Here is a 22875-nt window from a genome sequence, read left to right on the forward strand (position 1 = left end):
GCGAAAGTCTCCCCGCGAAGGCGCGAGTGGTGCGACGATGGAAGTCGGTCGCGGGCGCCGCGGCGGCACATCGCGACCGGAGGAGGTCGCGATGATGCGCCTGGCCCAATACGCGTTGGCCTGCATCGCCCCGGCGGCCGTGCTGCTCGGCTGTGAGCGCGCGGCGCGAGTGATGAGCGGTGAGGCCGCCTGGCCCTGGCAGCCCCAACCCGGGCGCGGCAGCGCGCCCGACTTGCCGGTGCGGCCGGTGCACGACATCGCCCAGCTCACCGCGGACCTCACCCGGCTCTACGCCGAGCTCGGCGTGCTGCGCACCTCGAGCGCGGCGGCCCGGGTGCACCGCCTCAAGGCGACCACGCTCGCCTACGACGACGTGCTCGAAACCTGTTGCCGCTCCTTGCAACTGGACGACCTCCCGCCGCGCCCGTGGTCGGCGGTCGACCGGTTGGAGGTCGAGGCGAGCCTGGAGTCGGCCGGGCTCAGGTGGTGAGCCAGGCGTCGATGTCGCGCTTGGCGGCCGCTCGCACGTCGTCGGGCGCGAGTGACGCGTCGACCGATGCCCGTGCCAGGCCGGCGAGCTCGGCATCGGTGAAGTCGTGGTCCGCGCGCGCCGAGCGGTATTGGTCGCCGAGTCGGTGACCGAAGAGCAGCGGGTCGTCGGCGCCCAGCGCGACCTGCGCGCCGGCGTCGACCAGCCGCCGCAGCGGCACGTCGGTGGGGGCCGGGTAGACGCCGAGTGCGACGTTGGATCCGGGGCAGACCTCGAGCGCGATGCCGGAGTCGACCACCCGTCGGAGCACCGCGTCGGACTCGGCGGAGCGCACGCCGTGGCCGAGCCGGGTCGGGTCCAGTGAGTCGAGGGTCTCGCTGACCGCCTGCGGGCCGAGCAGTTCGCCCGCGTGCGGCATCCGCGCCAGACCGGCCTTCCGGGCGATCGCGAAGGCCGGCGCGAAATCTGTTGTGGTGCCGCGGCGTTCGTCGTTGGACAGGCCGAATCCGACCACGTCGCCCGGCCGGTCGCCGGCGTGGTGCGCGGCCAGGCGAGCGAGCGTGCGCGCGTCCATCGGATCGCGTAGCCGCGACGCCGCGACGATCACTCCGACCCCGACCGGCAGCTGCGCACTCGCCGCGCGTGCCTCGTCGAGCACGATCTCCAAGGTGGGGGTGATGCCGCCGAGCCGCGCAGCGTAGGACGTCGGGTCGACCTGGATCTCCAGCCACCGCGAACCTTCCGCGGCGTCGTCCTCGGCGGCCTCCCGGACGAGGCGCCGCAGGTCGGACTCGTCCTGCACGCAGGCGCGAGCTGCGTCATACAGCCGTTGAAAGCGGAACCAGCCGCGCTCGTCCTTGGCCGACAGCTTCGGCGGCCAGCCGCCCTGCAGCAGCGCTTCGGGCAGCCGCAGCCCGTGCTTGTCGGCGAGGTCGTGCAGGGTCGCGATCCGCATCGACCCGGTGAAGTGCAGGTGCAGGTGGGCTTTGGGCAGCGTCGTGACATCACGCTCCCTTTTCGGCATACGCCAGAACCTAGCGCGCCCGACTTCCTAGACTCGATGGGATGCGGCCACTGCAGCAATTCGTCGAGCATCTCGCGGGGCGGCTCTCGGCGCCGCTGCTCGTCGTCGGACCCGCGGGTGACCTGGTCGCCTACTCCTCCCATCCGCCGTATGACGATCCGCTCGCAAGCGAAGCGATCCTGTGCCGGGCCGCACCCGCGGCACTGCGGGCCCTGCTCGACCAGCAGCGCGGGAGCGACGAGGGCGCCTGGTCGATCGGGCACACGTCGGCCGGTGCCGAACGCTTCGCGATCCCGCTGCGGCACGACGATCTCCTGTGCGGCTACCTGATCGGCTCCACCGCCCCCGATGATGGCGCGCAGCCGGTGATCGACGAATTGTGTGCCGCCGCACACGAACTCGCGCTCGGCCTGATCGTCTTCCGTAAGGAGCGGGACACCAGCCGCGGCGACGAGCGGCGCGCGATCCACGACCTGCTGTCGACCGATTCGGTGGTCCGGCACGACGCGACGCTGCGCATCCAGGAGCAACGCTGGATCAAGGCCGCACCCGTCACCGCGGTTGTCGTTGCGGTGCGCATGACCGACGGGTCCGCGGACGACGCCCGCATCCAGGTCTCGCTCGCGGTCGAGGACGTGCGCGACCGCTTCCCGGCCCGCTCGGTGATCTCATTGCCCGGGCCTGACCACGGCGTGCTGCTGCTCGCAACCGACGACCCGGAGGTCGTCGCGCGCGCCGCGCAGACCGCGCACGACCGGCTCGGCGAGAAGACCGCGCTGGTCGGGGTCGGCCGCGCCGTCGATCGCCTCGGCGACAGTCGCGAGTCGTTCCTGCAGGCGCTGCGCGCGGTCCGGGTCGAGTCGGTCGACCCGACCGGCAGCCCGCGGGCGTTCGCCGACCTGGGCGTCTACGAGTTGCTCACCGGCCTCGCCGAACCGGAACTGCACACCGCGATGGGTGCTGCCGTCATACGGCTGCTGGAGCACGAGGAGACCCAGGCCGCATCGCTTGCCGCGACGCTGGAGACCTATCTCGACCTCGGTGGCGACGCCCGCGCCGCCGCCGAGGCGCTCTATGTGCACCGGGCCACGCTCTATCAGCGGCTGCGCCGGATCGAGCAGGTGACCGACGTCGACCTGGCCGACGGACGGGCCCGCCTGGCCTGCCATCTCGGGATCAAGGCGGCCCGCCTGCTCGGCCGCTACGACAGGGCGGGTTGAACCCACGGCGACGCGGTCTGCGCGGTGGTGCCGTCGGTGCCGGCGACCGCGCGGCCGCCCTGCAGCACCAGCGCCAACTTGGCAGTGTCAGTGAAGACCTCGACGTCGTCCAGCGGCGACTCGCTCCAGAAGCACAGGTCGGCGACCTTGCCGACCTCGACGGTCCCGATCGTGTCCTCGAGCCGGCAGATGCGGGCGTTGTCGCGGGTGGCCGACACCAGCGCCGCCATCGGGTCCTCGATCTTGGCCCGCAGCACCAGCTCCATGGCCCGCTCCCGCTGCCGGGGCCCGGTGATGTCGGCGCCGAGCCCGAGCAGAACGCCTGCCTCGCGGGCGAGCGGCACCACCTCGGACATCCCGGCGATCAGGCGCTCGGTCACCGAGAACTGCTTGAGGTAGGCGTCAGCGCCCTGGCCGCCGCGCTCGCGGACCTTCTGCGAGCGCTCGCGCAGGATCTCGCCCGGCGCAAGGGTCGGCACCAGCGCGACCTCCTTCTCGGCGAGCAGCTCGGCCACCTCCCGGTTGACCTCGCTGCCGTGCTCGATGCACTTCACGCCCGCCTCGACCGCGGCCAGCAGCCCGGCATTGTTGTGCGCGTGCACGGTCACGTAGGTGCCGCGTGCCTCCGCCTCCTCGACCGCGGCGCGCACCTCGGGCACGGTGAACTGGGTGTCGCTCGGGTTGGTCCCGACGGTGATCACCCCGCCGGTGACGCACATCTTGATCAGGTCGGCGCCCCGGCGGAACGTCTCGCGGACGTTCCGGCGCACCTCGTCAGGGCCGTCGCTCAGCATGGACGCCGTCCGCAGGCCGACGATCTGGTGGCAGTCGAACAGCTCGGTCGGCTCGAACCGGGGACCCATCTGACCGTGCCCGCCGGTCTGGCACTGCACCGGTCCGGAGGTGAGCACCCGGGGGCCGCGCAGCCGCCCGCGCCGGATCAGGTCGGGCACCGGGCCTTCGAGGCCGCCCACGTCGCGGATGGTGGTGAAGCCCGCGTCCAGTGCGTCCGAGCAGGCCTCGAAGATGTCGCGCGCGGTCTCGGCGACCGACACGTCCAGGCGCATGGTGGCATCGATGTCACTGGCCAGGCCGAGGTGGGAGTGCGCGTCGATCAGGCCTGGGGTGAGGAAGCGCCCGGCGCAATCCACGACGTCGGCGCCGTCTCCACCGATGCCGAGTGCGCCCGTGTCGGCGCCGGATTCGACCGCGCCGATCGTGCCGTCATCGTCGACCCGCACGTGGGACCGCTCCTGCGCGGCCGCCCCCGTACCGTCGATCAGGGTCAGGTTCGTGTACCAGGTCGCCACGGTTGCTCCTTCGTCGTAGTGGGCTGCCAGGCTCGCCCTTGTCCGGTGACCTGCGTCATACCTAGGTGTCGCCGACTTCGGCGCGCGTGCGCGACAGTCGTCGCGGCACGCATGCTGCCCCGACGTATGTCGTGCCGGGCCCGGACAAGACGCGACTCTGGTCGATCGCAGTGATCCACGTCACACCTGCACCCTGTTCTGCAACTCGCAGCAGAAGGAGCAGGCGATGACCACCACCTCTTCAGCCGTCACGGCACGGCGGACCGTGCTCGGAGCATCGGCGGGCAATGTCGTCGAATGGTTCGACTTCCTGCTCTACGGCTTGTCGGCGACGACGATCGCGATGACCTTCTTCCCCGGTGAGAACCCGTCCGACGGGCTGCTCGCGACCTTCGCGGTGTATGCCGTGGCCTTCGCCGCCCGCCCGCTCGGCGCGATCGTCTTCGGTCGCATCGGCGACCGCTTCGGGCGGCGGCGGGCACTGACCGCGTCGATCCTCATCATGGGCGCCTCGACGGCCGCGATCGGTTTGCTGCCGTCGCACGAGAGCGTTGGCGCGCTCGCACCGGCGCTGCTACTGCTCTGCCGGTTGGTGCAGGGCTTCAGCGCCGGGGGCGAGTTCGCCGGTGCACTGACCTTCGCGATGGAGCACCTGCCGGGCCGGCGCGGCTTCTGGATGGGCGTCGTGGCGTCCTCGACCTGGATCGGCAGCGTGCTCGCGACGCTCACTCTGCTGCTGCTGCACTACGCGGGCGCCGGCGCCAACGGCTGGCGCTACGGCTTCGTCGCCGGTGGTGTGCTCTCGCTGGTCGGGCTGGTGATCCGAGCCAGGCTGGCCGAGACGCCGACCTTCACCGAGATGAAGGAGACCGGCGAGGTGAGCAAGACGCCGCTGCGCGACGCGTTGCGCGACACCAAGCGGCTTGCGGTCGTACTGGTCTTCTTCGCGCTCACCTCGGTGCTCGGCCACATGGCGACCGGCTACCTGCCGACCCACCTGACCAAGTCGGTCGGCCTCACGCCACTGCGGATGCTGTGGTCGATGGCCGCACTGTTCGCGATGATCGCCGTGCTGGCACCGCTGATCGGCTACTTGACCGACCAGCACGGTCGGCGGCCGCTGATGCTCGCGTCGGTCGCGTTCGGCACGGTGACGGTGATCCCGGCTTACCTGTTGCTCGACCACGGCGGCACCGGCGGTCTGTGGCTGGCGCTGATCCTCTTCGCGATCGGCACAGCGGGTGTGGTGTCGGCGGGTGCGGTGTGTGTGCCGGAGCTGTGGCCGCCGCACGCCCGCTACACCGGTGTCGGGCTGACCAACCAGGTCGGTCTGGCGGTCTTCGGGGGCACCGCACCGTTGGTCAGCGACTGGCTGGTGGAGGTGACCGGGTGGTCCTCGTCGCCGTCGGTGTATGCCGTGGCCGTCGCCATACCGGCGATCGTCGTGTTGACCATGTGGCTGCCGGAGACCCGGCCGGGTGCCACGCCGTCGACGGCGGCCGAGCGCAAGCCCAAGCCGTCGACGGCGTGACGTCCTACTTCAGGCGTAGCTGCTGAGTGGCGGGGTTTGCGGCGGCCGCGGCCGGATTCCCAGCAGTGCCAACCCAATTGCGGTAGGGCTGGGTGCGCGCGGCCGCTCCTGCAGTGCCGTTCAGGTCCAGCGCCAGGCCGCTGTAGCGGTTGACCAGCCGCAGGTTGCCGCGGTCGTCCGACAAGAGGAACCACTGCTGCCCTGCGCTCGGTCCGGACGCCGTCGCCGTGCCGAGCGTGACCGGCGCACCCCAGGCGCGACCGGCGGTGCTGCTGCTGTCGACGCCCAGCAGTTGACCCGACTGCAGGTTGCGCACGGTGTAGGCGCCATCGCCGGTCGGCACGAACCGCCAGCGCGCCCGCGCCGTCCGGTCGCCGGTCGACACGACCGCCTGGTCGGTGCCCTTGCCCTGACTCAGCACACCACCGGATCGGGAAATCAACTGGTGTGGCTTGTTGGTCGCCACCGGCGCCGAGGCGGGGGCGGACGAGTCGATGGTGATCGTCGCGAAGTCACCGTCGGAGCCGCCGGCGCAGGCGATCGAGCAGTAGCTGCGGAAGGTCTTGCCGACGGTGTTGCCCTGCGTCTTGCTCACCGGGTCGATGAACCAGCGATACCAGGAGCTGGTCTGGTAGGTCGGGCCGGTGTCACCGATCAGGGTCCACCGCGGGTTGGCCAGGTCGTCGGTGGCGTAGATCTTCTGCGGGGTGTCGTCGACCTGCCGCTCGGGCGTGCCGATGTACTTGCCGAGGTAGGCGTTCCAGGTGATGTTCAGGATGAACAGGTCGGAGTTCGGCGGCATCGTGCCGGCCGCCTGCTGTTGCTTCCAGGTGCCGGGATTCTGCGGGTCGTACTCCTTGGCCGGGTCGGTGTAGCCGGTCGGTGACGTCTGCACCGAGACGACGTTGCTCTCCTTGCCGCCGACGCCCGGCTGCTGCCATTTGCCGTCGTAGTACTTCTGCCAGGATCCGGTCGCCATCTTGGCGGAGATCGGGGCCCGAGCGACGTGCTCAGTGAACCCGCCCCAGCTGCCGCCCTTGTCGACGATCCGCGAGCCGTAATAGACGTAGAAGTAGCCCGACTTCTGGTCGATGAACAGCCGCGGGTCCCCGTCGCCGTAGTAGTAGGTCTGCTGCGGGAACGCGGCTGTGTCGCCCCGCTTCACGCTGTATGGCGAGCTCAATGCCTGGCCCTTGATCTGCCAGGTCTTGCCCTGGTCGGTGGACACCGCGTAGTCGATCGCGTCGTAGTGCAGCCCGTCGCCGAACGGCTGCGGGGTGAATTCGTTGTGCACCAGCCCGACCCAGTCGCCGGTGTCCGGGTCGACCCAGGTGCCGACCAGGTCGCAGTAGTTGGCGAGGGCATAGCGGCTCGGCGCCGGCGCCTTGGTCGCGATCCGGCCGGTCGGGCCGTTCAGGCAGCGCCATACCGTGTCGTCGTTGCGGTCCTGCGGGTTGGCCGGGTCGGCCGAGGTGCTCAGCGGGACGTCCTTGGCGGCGTTGTCCATGTCCGTGCCGCGGTAGAACTCCCACTCATGCGGGTCGTTCGCGCCATACAGCGCGGCGGACTGCTGGAAGTAGAACTGGCCGTTGCTGTCGACGAACGGGAACGCGGGGGTGTCGGTCGGGTAGCGGTACTGCCCGATGGTGCCCGTCGTGACGGTGTATGACGGCGCGGGCGCAGGTGCCGCCTGCGCGGCGGGCAAGGTGCCGGCGGCCAGCGCCAGCCCGGCCGAGCAGGCGCCGATGGTGAGCAAGCGGTGACGGAGATCCATAGTCATCGAGACTAGGCCGCTCATGACGTTAGTTGACCGATAGCGATCAAAAACTTCAGCAAGAATCATCGGTGTGCGATCTCGTCGGCGTCACTGTCGGCGCCACCCCGGGCGGCGGAACCTCCTGCGGCGCTCGCCGGTTGGCCTTGGTGACGGCCGGTCGCGTACACTCGCACTTCGGGTGGTTGACGACAACCAAGCTGAGTCATGTCCGCTTTCCAACCGGCGGGCATTGGCCAGTGCTGAAGGGCACTAGCTCAATTGGCAGAGCACCGGTCTCCAAAACCGGGGGTTGGGGGTTCAAGTCCCTCGTGCCCTGCAAGACGTAGAACAACCGGCGGAAGTAAGGATCATCGTGAGCACGAGCACCGCGTCCAAGCGCGGCTCGGCCGAGGGCAAGTCAGCCTCGGGCGGCTTCTTCGCGAAGATCATCCTGTTCATCCGCCAGGTGATCGACGAACTGCGCAAGGTGGTGCGGCCCACTCGTGACGAGTTGGTCAACTACACGCTCGCGCTGATCGTCTTCCTGGCGCTGATCATGGCGTTCGTGGTCGGCCTCGATCAGTTGATCGTGCGGCTGATCAGCTGGGTGTTCGGCGGCTGACGCACGGGCATCACCCGCCGGGTCCACGCGATCCGGCGGCACAACCGCGAGATATATCAAGGGAAGCAGGGCAATGACAGGCGAGTGGACCTCCGAGCACCAGGTCGAGGACCCGCAGGAGCGGGACATCGAGGTGCAGACCGAGGACGCCCAGGCGCAGGCGTGGGACGCCGACCTCGAGGCCGAGGATGCCCAGGACGCCGACGCGTTGGACCTTGCCGACGACGACACCCACGAGGCGGACGCCGACGACATGCTCGAGGGCATGGAGAACGACCTGGACGTCGCCGACGGTGACAGCGACACCGAGCAGGCCGAGGACGCCACCCGCGAAGGCGCCAACCCCGAGGACCCGGCCGAGATCGAGGCGATCAACCTCGACGGTGACGAGGCCGAGGACACCGGCGACGTGGACGACGACCAGGCCGCTGCCGAGCTGGTCGCCGACGACCCGCAGATCGACGCCGAGATCGCCGAGGCGGACGCCGACTCCGCTGCCGAGGCGGACGCCGAGCGCGACGAGGACGAGGTCGACGGGGCCGAGACCGACGACGAGGCCGAGGCCGAGGTGGCCGGCGAGGCTGCCGATCTGGGTGAGGACGTCGCCGCTGACGACGCGGCCGGGTCGGGCGAGGACGCCCCGGAGGAGGACGCCGAGGAGCCGGCGCTCACCGCCGAGGAGCAGCGCGCCGCCTTCATCGCCGACCTGAAGTCGCAGTTCGGCGATTGGTATGTCATCCACTCCTACGCCGGCTACGAGAAGCGGGTGAAGGCCAACCTGGAGACCCGCATCACCAGCCTCAACATGGAGGACTACATCTTCGGCGTCGAGGTGCCGATGGAGGAGTTCACCGAGATCAAGAACTCCCAGCGCAAGACCGGCACCCGCGTGCGGATGCCCGGCTACGTGCTGGTGCGGATGGACCTGACCGACGAGAGCTGGGGTGCGGTGCGCCATACCCCGGGTGTGACCGGCTTCGTGGGCAACGCCCACCAGCCGTCGCCACTGTCGATCGACGAGGTCGTCACGATGCTCAACCCGGTGTTCGAGGACACCACGACCGAGGCGCCCGCGGGTGCCGCCGCCGGCACGCCGGCCGCTACCTCGGCCGGGAAGTCCAGTGCGCCGGTCGACGTCGACTTCAGCGTCGGCGAGTCGGTCACCGTCATGGAGGGCCCCTTCGAGACGCTGCCCGCCACGATTTCCGAGATCAACACCGACACCCAGAAGCTCAAGGTGCTGGTCTCGATCTTCGGCCGGGAGACCCCGGTCGAGCTCGCCTTCAACCAGGTCGCCAAGATCTGAGCCGAAGGCAACACCCGCCCGCGAGGAATGCTCGTCCGGGCTACTGCAACCGGGTCATCGCCCACGGCGTAGGCCCACGGAAAAGGAACATCAAGAGATATGCCTCCCAAGAAGAAGGTCGCCGGCTTCATCAAGCTGCAGATCCAGGCCGGTCAGGCGACACCTGCCCCGCCGGTTGGTCCCGCGCTCGGTCAGCACGGCGTCAACATCATGGAGTTCGTCAAGGCGTACAACGACGCCACGGCGGACAAGCGCGGCAACGTCATCCCGGTCGAGATCACGGTCTACGAAGACCGGTCCTTCACCTTCATCACCAAGACCCCGCCGGCCGCTGAGCTGATCAAGAAGGCTGCGGGCGTCGCCAAGGGCTCGGGCGAGCCGCACAAGACCAAGGTCGGCAAGCTGACCAAGGACCAGGTGCGCGAGATCGCGGAGATGAAGATGCAGGACCTCAACGCCGGCGACATCGACAACGCCGCACGCATCATCGCCGGGACCGCCCGGTCGATGGGCATCGACGCGGAGGCCTGAGCCTCCTCGTCATACCCGTGGAAGGGCTGCTTCAGCCCGCACAACCACAATCCCACTAGGAGAACCACATGAAGCACAGCAAGAACTACCGGGCCGCGGCCGAGCAGATCGACCGCGACAAGGTGTACGCCCCGCTGCAGGCGGTGCGTCTGGCCAAGTCCGGTGCCAAGACCAAGTACGACTCGACCGTCGAGGTGGCGTTCCGTCTCGGTGTCGACCCGCGCAAGGCCGACCAGATGGTGCGCGGCACCGTCAACCTGCCGCACGGCACCGGTAAGACCGCCCGCGTGCTGGTCTTCGCCAACGGTGACAAGGCCGCGGCGGCCGAGGCTGCCGGCGCCGACTTCGTCGGCTCGGACGACATGATCGACAAGGTCGCCGGTGGCTGGACCGACTTCGACGCGGTCGTTGCCACCCCTGACCTGATGGGCAAGGTCGGTCGCCTCGGTAAGGTGCTCGGCCCGCGTGGTCTGATGCCGAACCCGAAGACGGGCACGGTGACCATGGATGTCGCCAAGGCCGTCTCCGACATCAAGGGCGGCAAGATCGAGTTCCGCGTGGACAAGCACTCCAACCTGCACTTCATCATCGGCAAGGCCTCGTTTGACGAGAAGGCGCTGGTGGAGAACTACGCAGCAGCGCTGGAGGAGATCCTGCGTCTGAAGCCGGCCGCCTCCAAGGGCCGCTACATCTCGAAGGCGACGATGTCGACCACGATGGGCCCGGGCATCCCGCTCGACGCCTCGGTGACGCGCAACCTGCTGGCCGAGGACGCCGCTGCGACTCAGGAAGCCTGAGTTAAGGTTCTAGGTCAACACAAACCGGCCGCTCGCCCCTTGCGGGGTGGGCGGCCGGTTTGTGTTGGTATGCCGGATCGGTGCGCCGGTGTGCTCGGTGCGCCGGTGTGCTCGGTGCGCCGGTGTGCTCGGTATGCCGGTGTGCTCGGTGCGCCGGTGTGCTCGGTATGCCGGTGCATTCGCACGACCCGGGTCGGGGCTGGGAGGGGCGACCTCACGGCAGGCCCGGATCGCCGATCACCGAACGCTCTTGCGTGCTGATCGAGGACGCCGCGTGATCCCGTTGGCCCAGTCCTTCCCGCGCTGATCGAGTAGGCCGAGCCGCCGCTTGCCCGCTGGTCGAGTAACCGGCCCCTCCCGAGGCTGATCGAGTAGGTCGAGCCGCTAGGCGGGGCCGTATCGAGATCAGCGGTCCGTTAGTCGGCGGGGTGGGTGAGGTAGGTGTGCCCGGCGGGGCTGGTCCAGGTGCACACGCCGTCGGGTGTCATGGTGACGGTCCAGCCTGCTTCGTGTTTGGCGCGGTGGTGGTGTCGGCAGAGGCATTGCAGGTTGTGGGCTGCGGTGGGTCCGTCCGGGTAGGGGGTGATGTGGTCGAGGTCGGTGAGTGTTGCGGGTTGGGTGCAGCCGGGGAATCGGCAGTGTTGGTCGCGGGCGCGGACGAATCGTGCCAACCGGGTGCCGGGGGTGTAGGTCTGGTTGGCGGTTTCGGCCACCGTGCCGGTGTCGGCGTTGACCAGGGCGCGGGTGAGTTTGGTGCCGAGCAGGTCGGTGAGTTCGCGGATCGCATCGGCGGGGATGACCCCGACACCGGGGACGTGTGCGTCGCCGAGCCGGTACTGCGCGGGGTCCGCAGTGGGAGCGGGAGTTTCACTGGGTGTGAACTGCTGGGAGCGGATCCGACCGGGTGGTGGCCGGGTGCCGGTCCGTGGTGCGGCCCCGAGCACCATCGCTTTGAGTTGGCGTTCGGCCTCACTGATCGGGCGGCAACTGGTCGGGCGGCAGGTGCCGAGGTCGAGGACGACCGGGTTGATCGGGAGCATGAACTCCCGCAGCGCAGGCGGTCGCACCTTCCCCGTGCTTGTTTCGCGGGCCGGGCCGGTCGCCTCAACGGCCCCGGTCGCGTCCCCTCTGTCCGCCGTTGTGGTGGTGGCGGCGGGGTGGAAGGGGACGTGCAGGACGAGTTCGGTGGTCACGTGCGCGTTGGACAACAGCAGGTCCGTCAGGGCATCGACCCGGCACTCGCCCAATGTTTTGGTTGTCGTGGTTGTCTCGTGCAGGGTCTTTGCGTGGGTGTTGACCGCGGTCATGAGTTGCGCCGCGTCCAACGCGGGCAGGACGGCGGTGAGGGTGGACATGCCTGCCTCCCAGTGGGGTGCGACGGTCACGTCGGTGGACTCTCGTCGTCGTGCCGCCGATGCTTGGTCGGATGCGACGGGTGCGTGCTGGGTTAGCAGGCGCCCGGTGCGGCGGCGCAGTTTCGTCGATGTCGAGGTCTCCGGGGCGCTGGCCAGGATCTCGGCTTCAATGGTTGCGGCGAGGTCGACCGGACAATCAGCCGCCTCGGGTGTGCCGGTTGCCGGGATTGCGTCGGCGAGGGTGTCGCTGACCGCGATCACTTTCCGTCCCTCCAGCTCCCCGGTTCCGGCCTGGTGGAGCAGCAGCGGCGTGTAGCGGACGCTCTCGACCGCTTGGCTCAGCCGCAGACTGGTTTGCCGGTCGGTCCACCCCAACCGGGCACCGACTTCCAACGGTGTCCACGTGTCGGGACTTTCGGGGTGTTTGTCGTATTCGCGTTGCGCGAGTTGGTCCAGCCGCAGGGTTTGGGTGGCCCAGGCGGAGTTTTGCACCTGTTGGGTGGCGAGCACCTGATCGAGCAGCTCGCCATCCGAAAGACCCGTGCCGCCGCCTGGTGTGCCGTCGCCCTGTGTGCTGTTGGCGTCGTGGCGGGCGTTGTTGAACGCGGCGCGGAGCAGCGTGTGTGCTGCCTGCAGGAGTTCGCTGGTGGTGGCAGCGGTGATCACCTGGTTGGTGAGTGCCTGCTGCAGCTGGGACATGCGTCAATCATACACGTGTTCGATGTGGTTGGGAAGGGTGCACAAGGCTGAATCGTGTGTGTTTCCAGTGTGATTCGTGGGATCACGAACGGGGTTGTCAGTGGCGGGTGGGATGGTCCTGGTTCGCTCTACTCGACCACCGCCAACGGAAGGTTGCAGAAGGGGGCACGATCAGGTGCGTGGCGAGATCACTGAGCGGGGCGAGGGGCCGCGTGAGCGGCCCTATGCAGCGAAGCGGAGCGCTAGCGGAGCGAAGCGGAGTGAGGCCGCGAGGGCGGTCCCTCGTCCCGCGGTCCCACCCGGTCGCACAACGCAATGAGGTGAGTCGCGAGATCACTGAGCGGGCGAGGGGTCGCGTGAGGAGGCCTATGCAGCGGAGCGCAGTGGTCTCGATACGGGCTCCCCCGCTTCGCTCCTCCGCCCTACTCGACCACCGCCGAGACCTTCGCTGCTTCGCCCCACTCGACCGGCGCCAGGGGCCGCCCCACTCGGTCGCACACGCCAGGCTCAGAAGTAGTCGCGGATGTGCGTCGGCGTGGAGCAGAGTGCATCCCAGGCGGCATCGTCGTTGCTCGGGCCCGACAGTAGCCCGGCCCGGCGCAACTGGGCACAGCGGAGCGCGCCGCCATACAACGCCGCGAGACCGCGGGCGGTGAACGTCGGACCGGCCGCGGATTCGGTGCTGCTGCAACTGATCTCGCCACCGCGGACGGCGAGCTGATAGCTGCCGTCGACTCCGTCGGCATACCCGCCGGTCACCCGGAACCTCAGTGTCGCGCTGAGTGCGGCGCTTGGCACGCGCGCCTGGAGCGCGCCAGCTACGTCGAGAATCGCCAGCATGTAACGGTGTTCGTCGACCACCTTCCCGGTGTCACCCGGGAGCACACTCATCACGGGATCGGGCAATGAGGTCTCGACGCGCACCCGCCCGGCGACGGACGAGAAGCTGCCGAGCATCCGCCACAGGGCACGAGCAGCGTCCGGGGAGGCGGCGAGCAGGTCGTACACCTCGATGACGCCCACTGCGGGGTCGGCGCTGACGCCGCGCTTCCACCAGGCGCAGCCGACCGGGCCAGTGGCGTCCTCGGCGATCGTCACCGCCGTGACGTCGTCGAACATGCTCTCGGCGAAGGTCGGCTCGGACGGCCCGCCGCGGGTGAGCGGGCCCAGCAGGTCCGACGCCCACGATGTGTAGAGCGCGCGGAGCATATCGAGATCTGCGGGCGTGGCACGACGGAGCGAAATACCTTCTGCCGGAGGCAGATTGGCCAGCGGAGCAGACGCGAACTCCAGCGTCGTCAACGCACCGACCAACTCATAACCGAACCGGCGGTAGATCCCGGGAGCGGTCGGGTAGAGCGTCGAGATGGGCTGGCCAACCTCCCGCGCCCGTGCGAACGCCGAGTCGAAAAGCATTGACAGCAGGCCCATCCCGCGCTCCTCGGCGCGCACGGTGACCCCGGCAATGCCAAGTGTCGGGATCGTCCGCCCGCCCGGCAGGTGCGACTCGTAATCACGGCAGCGCACCTTCGCGACCAGCGAATCACCGTGCCAGGCACCAAAATTCACGCACCCCTTCGGCGGGTATGGCGCAGGCTCCGCCGGGGCTGGGGTGCCGATCGGACGCTCGCCGAACGCCTCGATCGACAGCCCTAGGTCGGCGTCTCGGTCGGCGGCGGTGAGCTGGCGGATGCTGATCGACATACCGCCAACCTACTCAAGGTTGCAGCGGCAGCTTCCCGCATCCGGACTGCACGGGCTGACCGGCGAGGCGGCCCTTCATCCAGGACAGCGCGCCGGGCAGACCCTCGACCATGCCGGCAAGGTGATGGATCGCCGCCTTGTCACCCGTCGGGTCGGGCAGTCCGAACGGTGTGTAGGTCACGTTGGCGCCCTTGGCGCACCAGTCGACCGCGAGCTGCCGCACCTGCGGGTGCGGCACCGTGCCGTCACCGACGTCCGAGGTGACCAATACCGGTGCGGCCGGCCGGGATCGGCCGATCCGCTGCTCGTCGAGCACCTGCTTCGCCGCAGGGTTGGCGGCGATGATGTCGCTCATACTCTTGCCGCTCGTCGTCCAGGACGAGGTCTTACGGAATGCGTAGGAGCTGATCGTGTCGCCGATGCACTGGGTCGAGATGTCCTGCAACGCGGCGCGACCGGCGGCGTTGATGTTCGCGTCGATCACCGGGCGTATCTGCGGATAGGACTGGGCAAAACCGTTGAGCGAGTAGCCGATGACGCCGGCGATCAGGTTGCCGTCGATGCCCTTCAGAGTCGTGGCAAGGTCGGCAGGAGGGGCGCCGGCATACGCGCCCTTGAGGGGCACGTCAGGGGCGTAACCCGGCTGCAACTCGGCCGCCGACGCGGCCGCGCCGCCACCCTGGCTGTAACCCCACGCGCCGATGGGCGTGTTCGCCGGCATGCCGAGCGACCGCACCGCACGTGCGGCGTCGAGCAGGGCATGCCCTTGGTCGACCCGGTTGACGTAGGTGTGCAACCGGTCGGTGGCGCCGAGTCCGACATAGTCGGTCAGCGCGATGGAGTAGCCCTGGTTGAGCAGGGTCGACATCTGAGTCATGTCGTAGTTGATGCCGAAAGTGTTGCCGTCGGAGCCGATGCCGAGCACGACCGGATGCTCCAATCCGTATGACGGGGCGCACTGATCGCCCTGCCCGATGGTGCCGACCGCGAACGCCACGACCGGCCGCGGCCCGCTGCCGGTCCACGGCTTGGTCGACTGGATGTACGCGCCGGTGACCGCGACCGGCTTGCCGGACGAGTCGATGGAGGAGTACATCATCCGAGTTGCCTTGCCGGGAAAGACAACTGGCAGATTGACCGCGAGCGGCATCGGCTCGGAGCGGATCAGCGTGCCCGGTGTGGCCGGCACGCTCGCGGGGGCGTTGTAGAAGGCGGGGATCTCGACACCGCGCGAGGTCTCAGCCGAGGCGGGTGCGCTCAGCGAGAACGCAGCGGCACCCACCGTGCCGAGAGCGACGGACGACGCGAGCAGCGATCGGGTGAACGGGGAACGGGCGGACAGGCGCATGACGAATCCTCCACGGGTGTGTCCTGGGTCACCATCATGTTACTGATCCGTAACCGCGAATGGCGGTTTGCGGGCCGCCGATCGGGCGCGCTCAGCCGGTGTGGACGACCGCCTCGCCATACAGCCGCGTGGAGAATGACGACAGGTAGGCGCTCTGATCGCCGCCGCGCAGGTCGTAGGTCAGAAACAGCCCGTAGCCGTCGCTCACCGTCCGCGTGGCGAACGACGCGGCCGTCGACGACGGGGTCTCGGACAGTTTCACGGCCGCGGGGGAGAGCGCTGCCTTGCCCATGCCGGGCACGTTCGGCACCGAGTAGGTGCCGTAGATCGCGTTGCCGCACAGGTCGATCGACGCGCCGGCCTGCACGCCGTTGTAGGTGGTGCGGGACGCTGCCGGGCCGTAGTAGTAGAAGCTGATCAGCTTGTCCGGCATCGCCCGTCGCAGGGCGGTGACCAGCTGCACGAACGACGAGGCGTTGGGCTGACCGGTGCCGTTCACGCCGTAATCGGCGTATTCGTCGTCGAAGTCGATGCCGTCGAGATCGTAGCGGTCGACGATCGCGGCCAGTTGCCCGGCGAACGCCGACGCAGCCTCCTCGGTCGGGAAGTTGCAGACGCCTGCACCCTGGTGATTGCCGAGCACGGACAGCAGCACCTTGATGCCGCGCTGCTGCAAGGGCCGGATCTGGGTTGCCGCGTTGTCGAGCGTCGCCTGCACCTGCGGGTTGCAATAGAGGTATGCCGCGGTGCCGTCGTAGTTGATGTTGGCGGCGAAGATCACCGCGACGTCGAAGAGCGGAGCACCGCTGCCGGCGAGCGAGTAGCGGCCGGCGTTGGCCAGCTCGTTGGAGTTGACCTCGACGTAACAGATCGTGCGCGGCCCGGACTTGGCGCCGGCGCCGCACGCGCGTGCGGACGGCGCGGCGACGACGCTCCCGGCGAGGGCGATGCCGGGGACGGCGGCGAGCAGGGAGCGACGGGAGACGGGGTGGGGCACGGCGGCCTCCTTGGTGCGGGAACCGTTGGTGCCTCACGAATGTACCGGTTTAGTTGCGATGCGTCGCCGGGTCGAGGTTCAGGATTCGGTAAAGCTTGCGGGCGGGGAAGCGCCGTCAGTCCTCGTCGTAGGCCGCGAGCAGCTGATCCGCGGCAGCGGTGGCGAGGAGCGTGCCGTCGAGCACGTCCCGACGTACCTGCTCCCGGATCGCGGCCACGCTGGGGGAGTGCCGCAGCCGTTGCTCGAACTCGTCGCGCACGAGTGCCCACGCGAAGTCGAGTTGCTGCTGCGCCCGCTTCTCGGCGAGCCCCTGCTCACCGAGCGAATCCCGGTGCCGCACAACGCGATCCCAGACTTCGTCGATGCCCTCTCCGGTGAGCGCTGAGCAGGTCAGCACCGGCGGGATCCAGTCGTCACCACTGCGCACCAGCCGCAGCGCGGCGAAGAGGTCCTTGGCTGCCGCCGAGGCCTCGACCACCCGGTCGCCGTCGGCCTTGTTGACCGCCACCACGTCGGCGATCTCCAGGATGCCCTTCTTGATGCCCTGCAGCTGATCGCCGGTGCGGGCGAGGGTGAGGAAGAGGAAGGTGTCGACCATGCCGGCGACGGTGACCTCGGACTGCCCGACGCCCACGGTCTCCACCAGCACCACGTCGTAGCCCGCGGCCTCCAGCACCGTCATCGCCTGCGCGGTCGCGCGGGCGACGCCGCCGAGAGTCCCCGCGGAGGGCGACGGCCTGATGAAAGCCCGGGGATCGGCCGCGAGCGTCGCCATCCGGGTCTTGTCGCCGAGCACCGACCCGCCGGTGCGCACACTTGACGGGTCGACGGCGAGCACGCCCACCCGGTGACCGGCTGCGGTCAGACGAGCGCCCAACGCTTCGATGAAGGTCGACTTGCCGACTCCTGGGACTCCCGAAATCCCAACTCGCACAACGCTTCCCGAGCTGCGAGATGCAAGGTCTCCGAGGAGCTCACGGGCCGCACCACGGTGCCTGGGCAGGGACGACTCGACAAGCGTGATCGCTCGCGAGACCGACGCGCGGTCCCCTCGGCATACGCCGTCGGCCAGTGCGCCGACGTCGACGGCGGGACGAGCCATCGCAGCGCTGCTCACTCGTGGTGCAGAGACGCGGACAGTTCGTCGAGAAGCTCGAGCGCGGCGTCGGCGATCACCGTGCCGGGCAGGAAGACCGCCGAAGCACCCATCTCGCGCAGTGTCGCCACATCATCAGGCGGTATGACGCCGCCGACGACGATCCGGATGTCCGGCCGCCCACCGGCGGACAGTGCATCGCGCAGAGCGGGCACCAGCGTGAGGTGACCGGCCGCGAGCGAGTTGACGCCGACGACGTGCACGTCGTTGTCGATCGCCTGCTGCGCGACCTCCTCCGGCGTCGCGAAGAGCGGACCCACGTCGACGTCGAACCCCATGTCCGCGAACGCGGTGACGATGACCTTCTGCCCGCGGTCGTGGCCGTCCTGACCCATCTTGGCGACCAGGATGCGCGGCCGGCGGCCCTCCTGCTGCTCGAAGCGGTCGGTCGCGTCGACGACCCGTTGCACATTGCCGGCGCCGGCCGCCTCGTCGCGATACACACCCGAGATGGTACGGATCACCGCCTGGTGGCGGCCCCACACCTTCTCCAGCGCGTCGGAGATCTCGCCGACCGTGGCGTGTGCGCGTGCCGCGTCGACGGCAAGCGCCAGCAGGTTGCCGTCCAGGCCCTGACCACCGCCCCGCTCGGCCGATCCAGTGAGTGCCGCAAGGGCCGAATCCACCTGGGACTGATCGCGTTCGGCGCGTAGGCTCTCCAACTTGCCAAGCTGCGCACTCAGCACTGCGGCGTTGTCGACCTTGAGCACCTCCAGCGGGTCTTCGTCGGCGAGCCGGAAGGTGTTGACGCCGATCACGCTCTGTACGCCGGAGTCGATGCGCGCCTGGGTGCGAGCGGCGGCCTCCTCGATGCGCAGCTTCGGGATGCCTGCCTCGATCGCCTTGGCCATGCCGCCGGCGCGCTCGACCTCCTGGATGTGCTCCCACGCGCGGTCGGCGAGGTCGTGGGTGAGGCGCTCGACGTAGTAGGAGCCGCCCCACGGATCGATGATCTGGGTGGTGCCGCTCTCCTGCTGCAGCAACAACTGGGTGTTGCGGGCGATGCGCGCGGAGAAGTCGCTGGGCAACGCGATCGCCTCATCGAGGGCGTTGGTGTGCAACGACTGCGTCAGGCCCTGCGTCGCGGCCATCGCCTCGATGCAGGTGCGGCCGACGTTGTTGAAGACATCCTGCGCGGTGAGCGACCAGCCGGAGGTCTGGCAATGGGTGCGCAGCGATTGCGACTTGGGGTTCTTCGGGTCGAAGTCGCCGACCAGCCGGGACCAGAGCAGCCGCCCGGCCCGCATCTTGGCGACCTCCATGAAGAAGTTCATTCCGATTGCCCAGAAGAAGCTCAATCGCGGTGCGAACGCGTCGATCTCGAGCCCGGCGTCACGTCCGGCACGCAGGTATTCGACACCGTCGGCGAGCGTGTAGGCCAGCTCCAGGTCGGCCGTCGCGCCGGCCTCCTGGATGTGATAGCCGGAGATGGAGATGGAGTTGAAGCGCGGCATGCGCTCCGCGGTGTAGGCGAAGATGTCGCTGATGATCCGCATCGACGGCTCGGGCGGGTAGATGTAGGTGTTGCGCACCATGAACTCTTTGAGGATGTCGTTCTGGATCGTCCCCGCGAGCTGCTCCGGCTTCACCCCCTGCTCCTCGGCCGCGACGATGTAGAGCGCGAGCACCGGCAGCACCGCACCGTTCATCGTCATCGAGACGGACATCTTGTCGAGCGGGATGCCGTCGAAAAGCGTTCTGGCATCAAGGATCGAGTCGATCGCGACCCCCGCCATACCGACGTCACCGCGCACGCGCGGGTGGTCGGAGTCGTAGCCGCGGTGAGTGGCCAGGTCGAACGCGACCGACAGGCCCTTCTGGCCGGCCGCGAGGTTGCGGCGATAGAACGCGTTGGACTCCTCGGCGGTCGAGAAGCCGGCGTACTGTCGGATCGTCCACGGCTGGGTGGTGTACATGGTCGGGTAGGGCCCGCGCAGGTAGGGCAGCGAGCCGGGGAAGGTGCCGGTCGGCAGGTCGCGCAGGTCGTCGGGTCCATAGACCTGCTTGATCTCGATGCCCTCAGGGGACAGCCAGGGTCCCCCAGTGGCGGCGGGCGCCTCGGCAGCATCCGCAGACCACGAAATGTCGGCAAAAGACTTGGGAATGCTCATGATCCGAGCTCCTTCCGGACACGGCCCAGGAACGCGACGGCGTCAACCCCCACCGCGCAGCTGTCGTCGACATCGAGGTCACCGGGCTTGCCCGCCACGATCACGTATGACGCGCCGGCCGCGCGCAGTGCGCTGATCGTCTCGGCGCCGGTCTCGGCATACGCCGCGTCGGTGCCGGCGAGGCAGACCACTCGCTCCCCGTCGTATGACGAGACGACCTCGTCCACCGAGCCCGTCGCTCCGGCCGGTCGCACCTCGACCCCACCCGCAGCGAACAGGTTGGTGGCAAAGGTCGCGCGGGCGGTGTGCGCCGCAATCGGTCCCAACGTTGCCAGGAAAACCGGTGCGGTCGCTGGTGTTTCGCGCATTGCCTCGTAGTCGGCATCGTAGGCCGAGACCGCCCAGCTGCCCTCGGGCCGCGGACGACGGTCGGGCAGTTCTTCGCGCTGCTGCGGGAACTCGCTGACCCCGGTGATCGCCAGCTTGCGGGTTGCGACCTGCGTGCGGCGCTCGGCCGCGACGGCGGCGACCCGCTCGTCGATCGATCCGTCGGCCAGCGCGGCGACAACGCCGCCGGCCGACTCGATGACGCAGAACTCCGCCCAGGCGGCAGCCGCCAGGTCGTGGGTGAACGCCTCGATCGCCGGTGCGCCCGCCGCGGGGTCGGCGACCCGTGCCACGTGCGACTCGCTGATCAGTAGGGACGAGACGTTGCGGGCGATGCGCCGACCGAACGCCTCGGACAAGCCGAGGGCGGCGTCGAACGGCAACACGGTGACCGCGTCCGCGCCGCCGGCGCCGGCGGCGAAGGCGGCGACCGTGCCGCGCAGCATGTTCACGTAAGGATCGTGCCGCGTCATCATCGGCCGCGAGGTCACCGCGTGCACGTGCGCGCGGCCGGTCGTACCACTTTCCTTCAGCACCTTCGCCCAGAGCAGGCGGAGCGCGCGCAGCTTGGCGATCGTCGCAAACTGCTGATCGGTTGCGGCTATGCGGAATTCGACCAGTCGCACCGCGTCGTCGAGCGACCGCCCCACGCCGGTGAGACTGCGCAGATAGCTAACGCCGCAGGCGACGGCATACGCCAGCTCCTGGGCGTCGGAAGCGCCGCGGTCGTGCACCTTCGTCCCATCGGCGGTCAGCCCGATGACACCGCCTGGACTGGCGATCTCGGCGATCTCGGCAGTGATTGCCGGCACGTCGAGACGCGCGCTGATGGGGTCCGCGCCGAGGCTCGCTCCAGCGGGCGCCGAGCCGTCCGCTGCAGCGAGGAGATCGGCATATGCCCGGGCGGCCGCGACCGGGTCCTCGGGACTGTCCAGCACGATCGGGGCGACGTCGAGCAGCACGTCGCCGAGTAGCCGGCGCAGGTCGTTGATCGGAATGCCGGTGGGGCCCAAGCGGATCCACAGCGAATTGGCGCCGCCCTCGAGCTCGCCGAGCACCTGCTCGGGGGTTGCCCGCGGATCGTCGACCAGTGAGCGGATGTCCCAGTCGACCGCGCCGCGACCATCGATCGCCGGATGTCGGGTCGCCTCGTCCGGGAGGCCGAGCGGGGTGACCTCGACTCCGTCGAGAGTGGTGCGGGTCAGCTTGCGCCATACGGCGTCATCGGGGTCGGTTTCGCCCAGGCGGCCGGCCTTGCGGAGCACACCGGCGGCAGCGTGCTCCCACTCGCGGCGGCCTGCGGAAGTGTCCGTGCTCACCTTCGCACCTTAGCTACGGCAAATATTGCATGCAATTTATGTCCGGCATTCGGCCGGAGCGCCCGGGTGCATGCGGTCAGCGGTCAGTCGACAGCGAACCCCATGCCGGCCATCAGAAGATCGAGGTAGGACTCGAAGAACGCCTCCGGGTCCACGATCTCGGAGCCACGGCAGGGCTCGAGCATCAGGAAGCCCACCACTGCTGCCCAGAAGTGCATCGTCAGCTCATGCGCGATCGGGCTGAGTGGCCCGTCGTCGGCGCGCCACGCCTCGGTGGGATCGTGCAGGCCGGCGGTCGGCTTGCGAGGCGCCAGTTGACCGGTGGCGATGGCCCGCTCGAGCACCGTGCCCACGAGCAAGCCGGTGGTGATGCGCAGGCCGCACACTCGCTGATCGGCCTGCCACTCGGCGTGGGTCTCGCCATAGAGCAGGTAGAAGTCGTCCCGTGACTCGTGTGACCACCGGCGGGTCGCCCGGGCCGCGGCTCGGCATTCGGCCTGGTGGTCGCCGGGCGCGCAGGTCTGCAGCGCCTGGCGCACCCGGGCGGCGAGGGTGGTGTACGCCTCGACCCGCAGTTGGTTCATCAGTGCAACCCGGTCCGGGAAGTGCCGGTAGAAGCTGGTCGCCGGGACGCCTGCATCGCGACAGACGCCGCGCACCGCGACACCCATGGGCCCGTCATTCCGTAACGCCGTACGCGCCGCAGCCAGAATGGCGCCGCGTACCTCGTCGCGCCGGGCCGACCGCTGGTCCGTCGCGACCCGTGTCGAGCTCTTGCCTTCCACGGCGCTCCCTCCCCGTGTCACCAAAACCGTTGCCGTGTAAGGCAGTCGGGGAGCTTCGGGGATGCGCATGCCGAGTGCGTCATACGGGTCACTGCTGGTGCAGCGACGGAGTCGAGACTGCGACAACCGGGTGAACACCGACCTACGCGACCGCATAGTGAGAACAAATCGACCGCAATATGAGATGCGAATTCGTTTCCAGCGTTGCTGAGTACGGTGTTTTCCGCTGTTCTGGTCAAGTGGTCAGATTTTCCGGTGTCGTCGTCCGAGTCGGCCGTCCAAGCCAACTGGGCGGAAGGCGCGCGTCGACACGCGCAGGCGGCGGTCCTCCGCTTGTCGCACTCCGCCCCCATTCGTGGGTCCGCGGTTCACGGGGATGTGTTTCCGCATGCCTCGGCCGATGGCCTGGCGTCATACGAAGGTGGGG

General features: G+C 69.0%; 18 protein-coding genes and 1 tRNA gene. 8 read left to right on the plus strand and 11 right to left on the minus strand.

Annotation, left to right across the window (positions count from 1 at the left end):
- Positions 1–37 precede the first annotated feature (37 nt).
- Positions 38–490 carry a hypothetical protein gene (locus tag N2M23_RS11920; protein ID WP_265445762.1) on the plus strand — a complete coding sequence of 151 codons (453 nt, stop codon included), beginning with the start codon at positions 38–40 and terminating at the stop codon, positions 488–490.
- Here N2M23_RS11920 and N2M23_RS11925 read toward each other — a convergent pair.
- Complete coding sequence (locus tag N2M23_RS11925; RefSeq protein ID WP_265445763.1) at positions 480–1514, minus strand: adenosine deaminase; 1035 nt, start codon at positions 1512–1514, stop codon at positions 480–482. The genes N2M23_RS11920 and N2M23_RS11925 overlap by 11 nt on opposite strands.
- A 41-nt stretch (positions 1515–1555) precedes the next feature.
- Between N2M23_RS11925 and N2M23_RS11930 the strand changes: the two genes are divergently transcribed.
- Complete coding sequence (locus N2M23_RS11930) at positions 1556–2734, plus strand: PucR family transcriptional regulator (protein WP_265445764.1); 1179 nt, start codon at positions 1556–1558, stop codon at positions 2732–2734.
- On the opposite strand, the gene N2M23_RS11935 is transcribed toward N2M23_RS11930, so the two are convergent.
- Entirely contained in the window at positions 2716–4044 is a 1329-nt protein-coding gene (locus N2M23_RS11935) for a metal-dependent hydrolase family protein (RefSeq protein WP_265445765.1), read from the minus strand. The two genes, N2M23_RS11930 and N2M23_RS11935, sit on opposite strands and share 19 nt — an antisense overlap.
- A 226-nt stretch (positions 4045–4270) precedes the next feature.
- Between N2M23_RS11935 and N2M23_RS11940 the strand changes: the two genes are divergently transcribed.
- Positions 4271–5575 (plus strand): MFS transporter, encoded by a 1305-nt coding sequence (locus N2M23_RS11940; protein ID WP_265445766.1) that lies wholly within the window; start codon positions 4271–4273, stop codon positions 5573–5575.
- A 4-nt stretch (positions 5576–5579) separates the two neighbouring features.
- Here N2M23_RS11940 and N2M23_RS11945 read toward each other — a convergent pair whose 3' ends face one another.
- Complete coding sequence (locus tag N2M23_RS11945) at positions 5580–7349, minus strand: RICIN domain-containing protein (protein WP_265445768.1); 1770 nt, start codon at positions 7347–7349, stop codon at positions 5580–5582.
- 246 nt (positions 7350–7595) lie between these two features.
- Between N2M23_RS11945 and N2M23_RS11950 the strand changes: the two genes are divergently transcribed.
- The 5 genes from N2M23_RS11950 (at position 7596) to rplA (ending at position 10587) form a co-directional block, all read left to right on the plus strand.
- A tRNA-Trp gene (locus N2M23_RS11950) sits at positions 7596–7668 on the plus strand.
- Between the two features lie 36 nt (positions 7669–7704).
- Positions 7705–7953 carry a preprotein translocase subunit SecE gene (gene secE / locus N2M23_RS11955; RefSeq protein ID WP_265445770.1) on the plus strand — a complete coding sequence of 83 codons (249 nt, stop codon included), beginning with the start codon at positions 7705–7707 and terminating at the stop codon, positions 7951–7953.
- Positions 7954–8422: 469 nt separating this feature from the next.
- Complete coding sequence (gene nusG, locus N2M23_RS11960; RefSeq protein WP_425270238.1) at positions 8423–9259, plus strand: transcription termination/antitermination protein NusG; 837 nt, start codon at positions 8423–8425, stop codon at positions 9257–9259.
- 99 nt (positions 9260–9358) lie between these two features.
- Positions 9359–9790, plus strand: coding sequence for a 50S ribosomal protein L11 (gene rplK, locus N2M23_RS11965; RefSeq protein ID WP_171153287.1), 432 nt, complete (start codon positions 9359–9361; stop codon positions 9788–9790).
- Positions 9791–9858: 68 nt separating this feature from the next.
- Positions 9859–10587 carry a 50S ribosomal protein L1 gene (gene rplA / locus N2M23_RS11970; RefSeq protein ID WP_265445772.1) on the plus strand — a complete coding sequence of 243 codons (729 nt, stop codon included), beginning with the start codon at positions 9859–9861 and terminating at the stop codon, positions 10585–10587.
- Between the two features lie 416 nt (positions 10588–11003).
- Here the strand turns inward: rplA and N2M23_RS11975 are convergent, their stop codons facing one another.
- The 8 genes from N2M23_RS11975 to N2M23_RS12010 all read right to left on the minus strand — a co-directional run bounded on the left by N2M23_RS11975 (position 11004) and on the right by N2M23_RS12010 (position 22448).
- Entirely contained in the window at positions 11004–12641 is a 1638-nt protein-coding gene (locus N2M23_RS11975) for an HNH endonuclease signature motif containing protein (RefSeq protein ID WP_265445774.1), read from the minus strand.
- Between the two features lie 507 nt (positions 12642–13148).
- Complete coding sequence (locus N2M23_RS11980; RefSeq protein WP_265445776.1) at positions 13149–14345, minus strand: GNAT family N-acetyltransferase; 1197 nt, start codon at positions 14343–14345, stop codon at positions 13149–13151.
- Positions 14346–14358: 13 nt separating this feature from the next.
- On the minus strand, positions 14359–15693 hold the full coding sequence (locus N2M23_RS11985; protein WP_265445777.1) for a lipase family protein: 1335 nt from the start codon (positions 15691–15693) through the stop codon (positions 14359–14361).
- A 91-nt stretch (positions 15694–15784) separates the two neighbouring features.
- A complete protein-coding gene (locus N2M23_RS11990; RefSeq protein ID WP_265445779.1) occupies positions 15785–16690 on the minus strand; it encodes an endo-beta-N-acetylglucosaminidase H in 906 nt (301 codons plus the stop codon).
- 115 nt (positions 16691–16805) lie between these two features.
- Positions 16806–17792: a methylmalonyl Co-A mutase-associated GTPase MeaB gene (gene meaB, locus N2M23_RS11995; protein WP_265445780.1), complete on the minus strand. Its 987-nt coding sequence runs from the start codon at positions 17790–17792 to the stop codon at positions 16806–16808.
- Positions 17793–17803: 11 nt separating this feature from the next.
- Positions 17804–19957, minus strand: coding sequence for a methylmalonyl-CoA mutase (gene scpA, locus N2M23_RS12000; RefSeq protein WP_265445781.1), 2154 nt, complete (start codon positions 19955–19957; stop codon positions 17804–17806).
- Positions 19954–21663, minus strand: coding sequence for a methylmalonyl-CoA mutase family protein (locus N2M23_RS12005; RefSeq protein ID WP_265445783.1), 1710 nt, complete (start codon positions 21661–21663; stop codon positions 19954–19956). The genes scpA and N2M23_RS12005 overlap by 4 nt, the downstream gene beginning before the upstream one ends.
- An 83-nt stretch (positions 21664–21746) precedes the next feature.
- Positions 21747–22448, minus strand: coding sequence for a TetR/AcrR family transcriptional regulator (locus N2M23_RS12010; protein ID WP_265445785.1), 702 nt, complete (start codon positions 22446–22448; stop codon positions 21747–21749).
- Positions 22449–22875 lie beyond the last annotated feature (427 nt).

Origin of the sequence: Flexivirga meconopsidis (genome assembly GCF_026162425.1) — a bacterium.
In the GTDB taxonomy this organism is placed as follows: Bacteria; Actinomycetota; Actinomycetes; order Actinomycetales; family Dermatophilaceae; genus Flexivirga; species Flexivirga meconopsidis.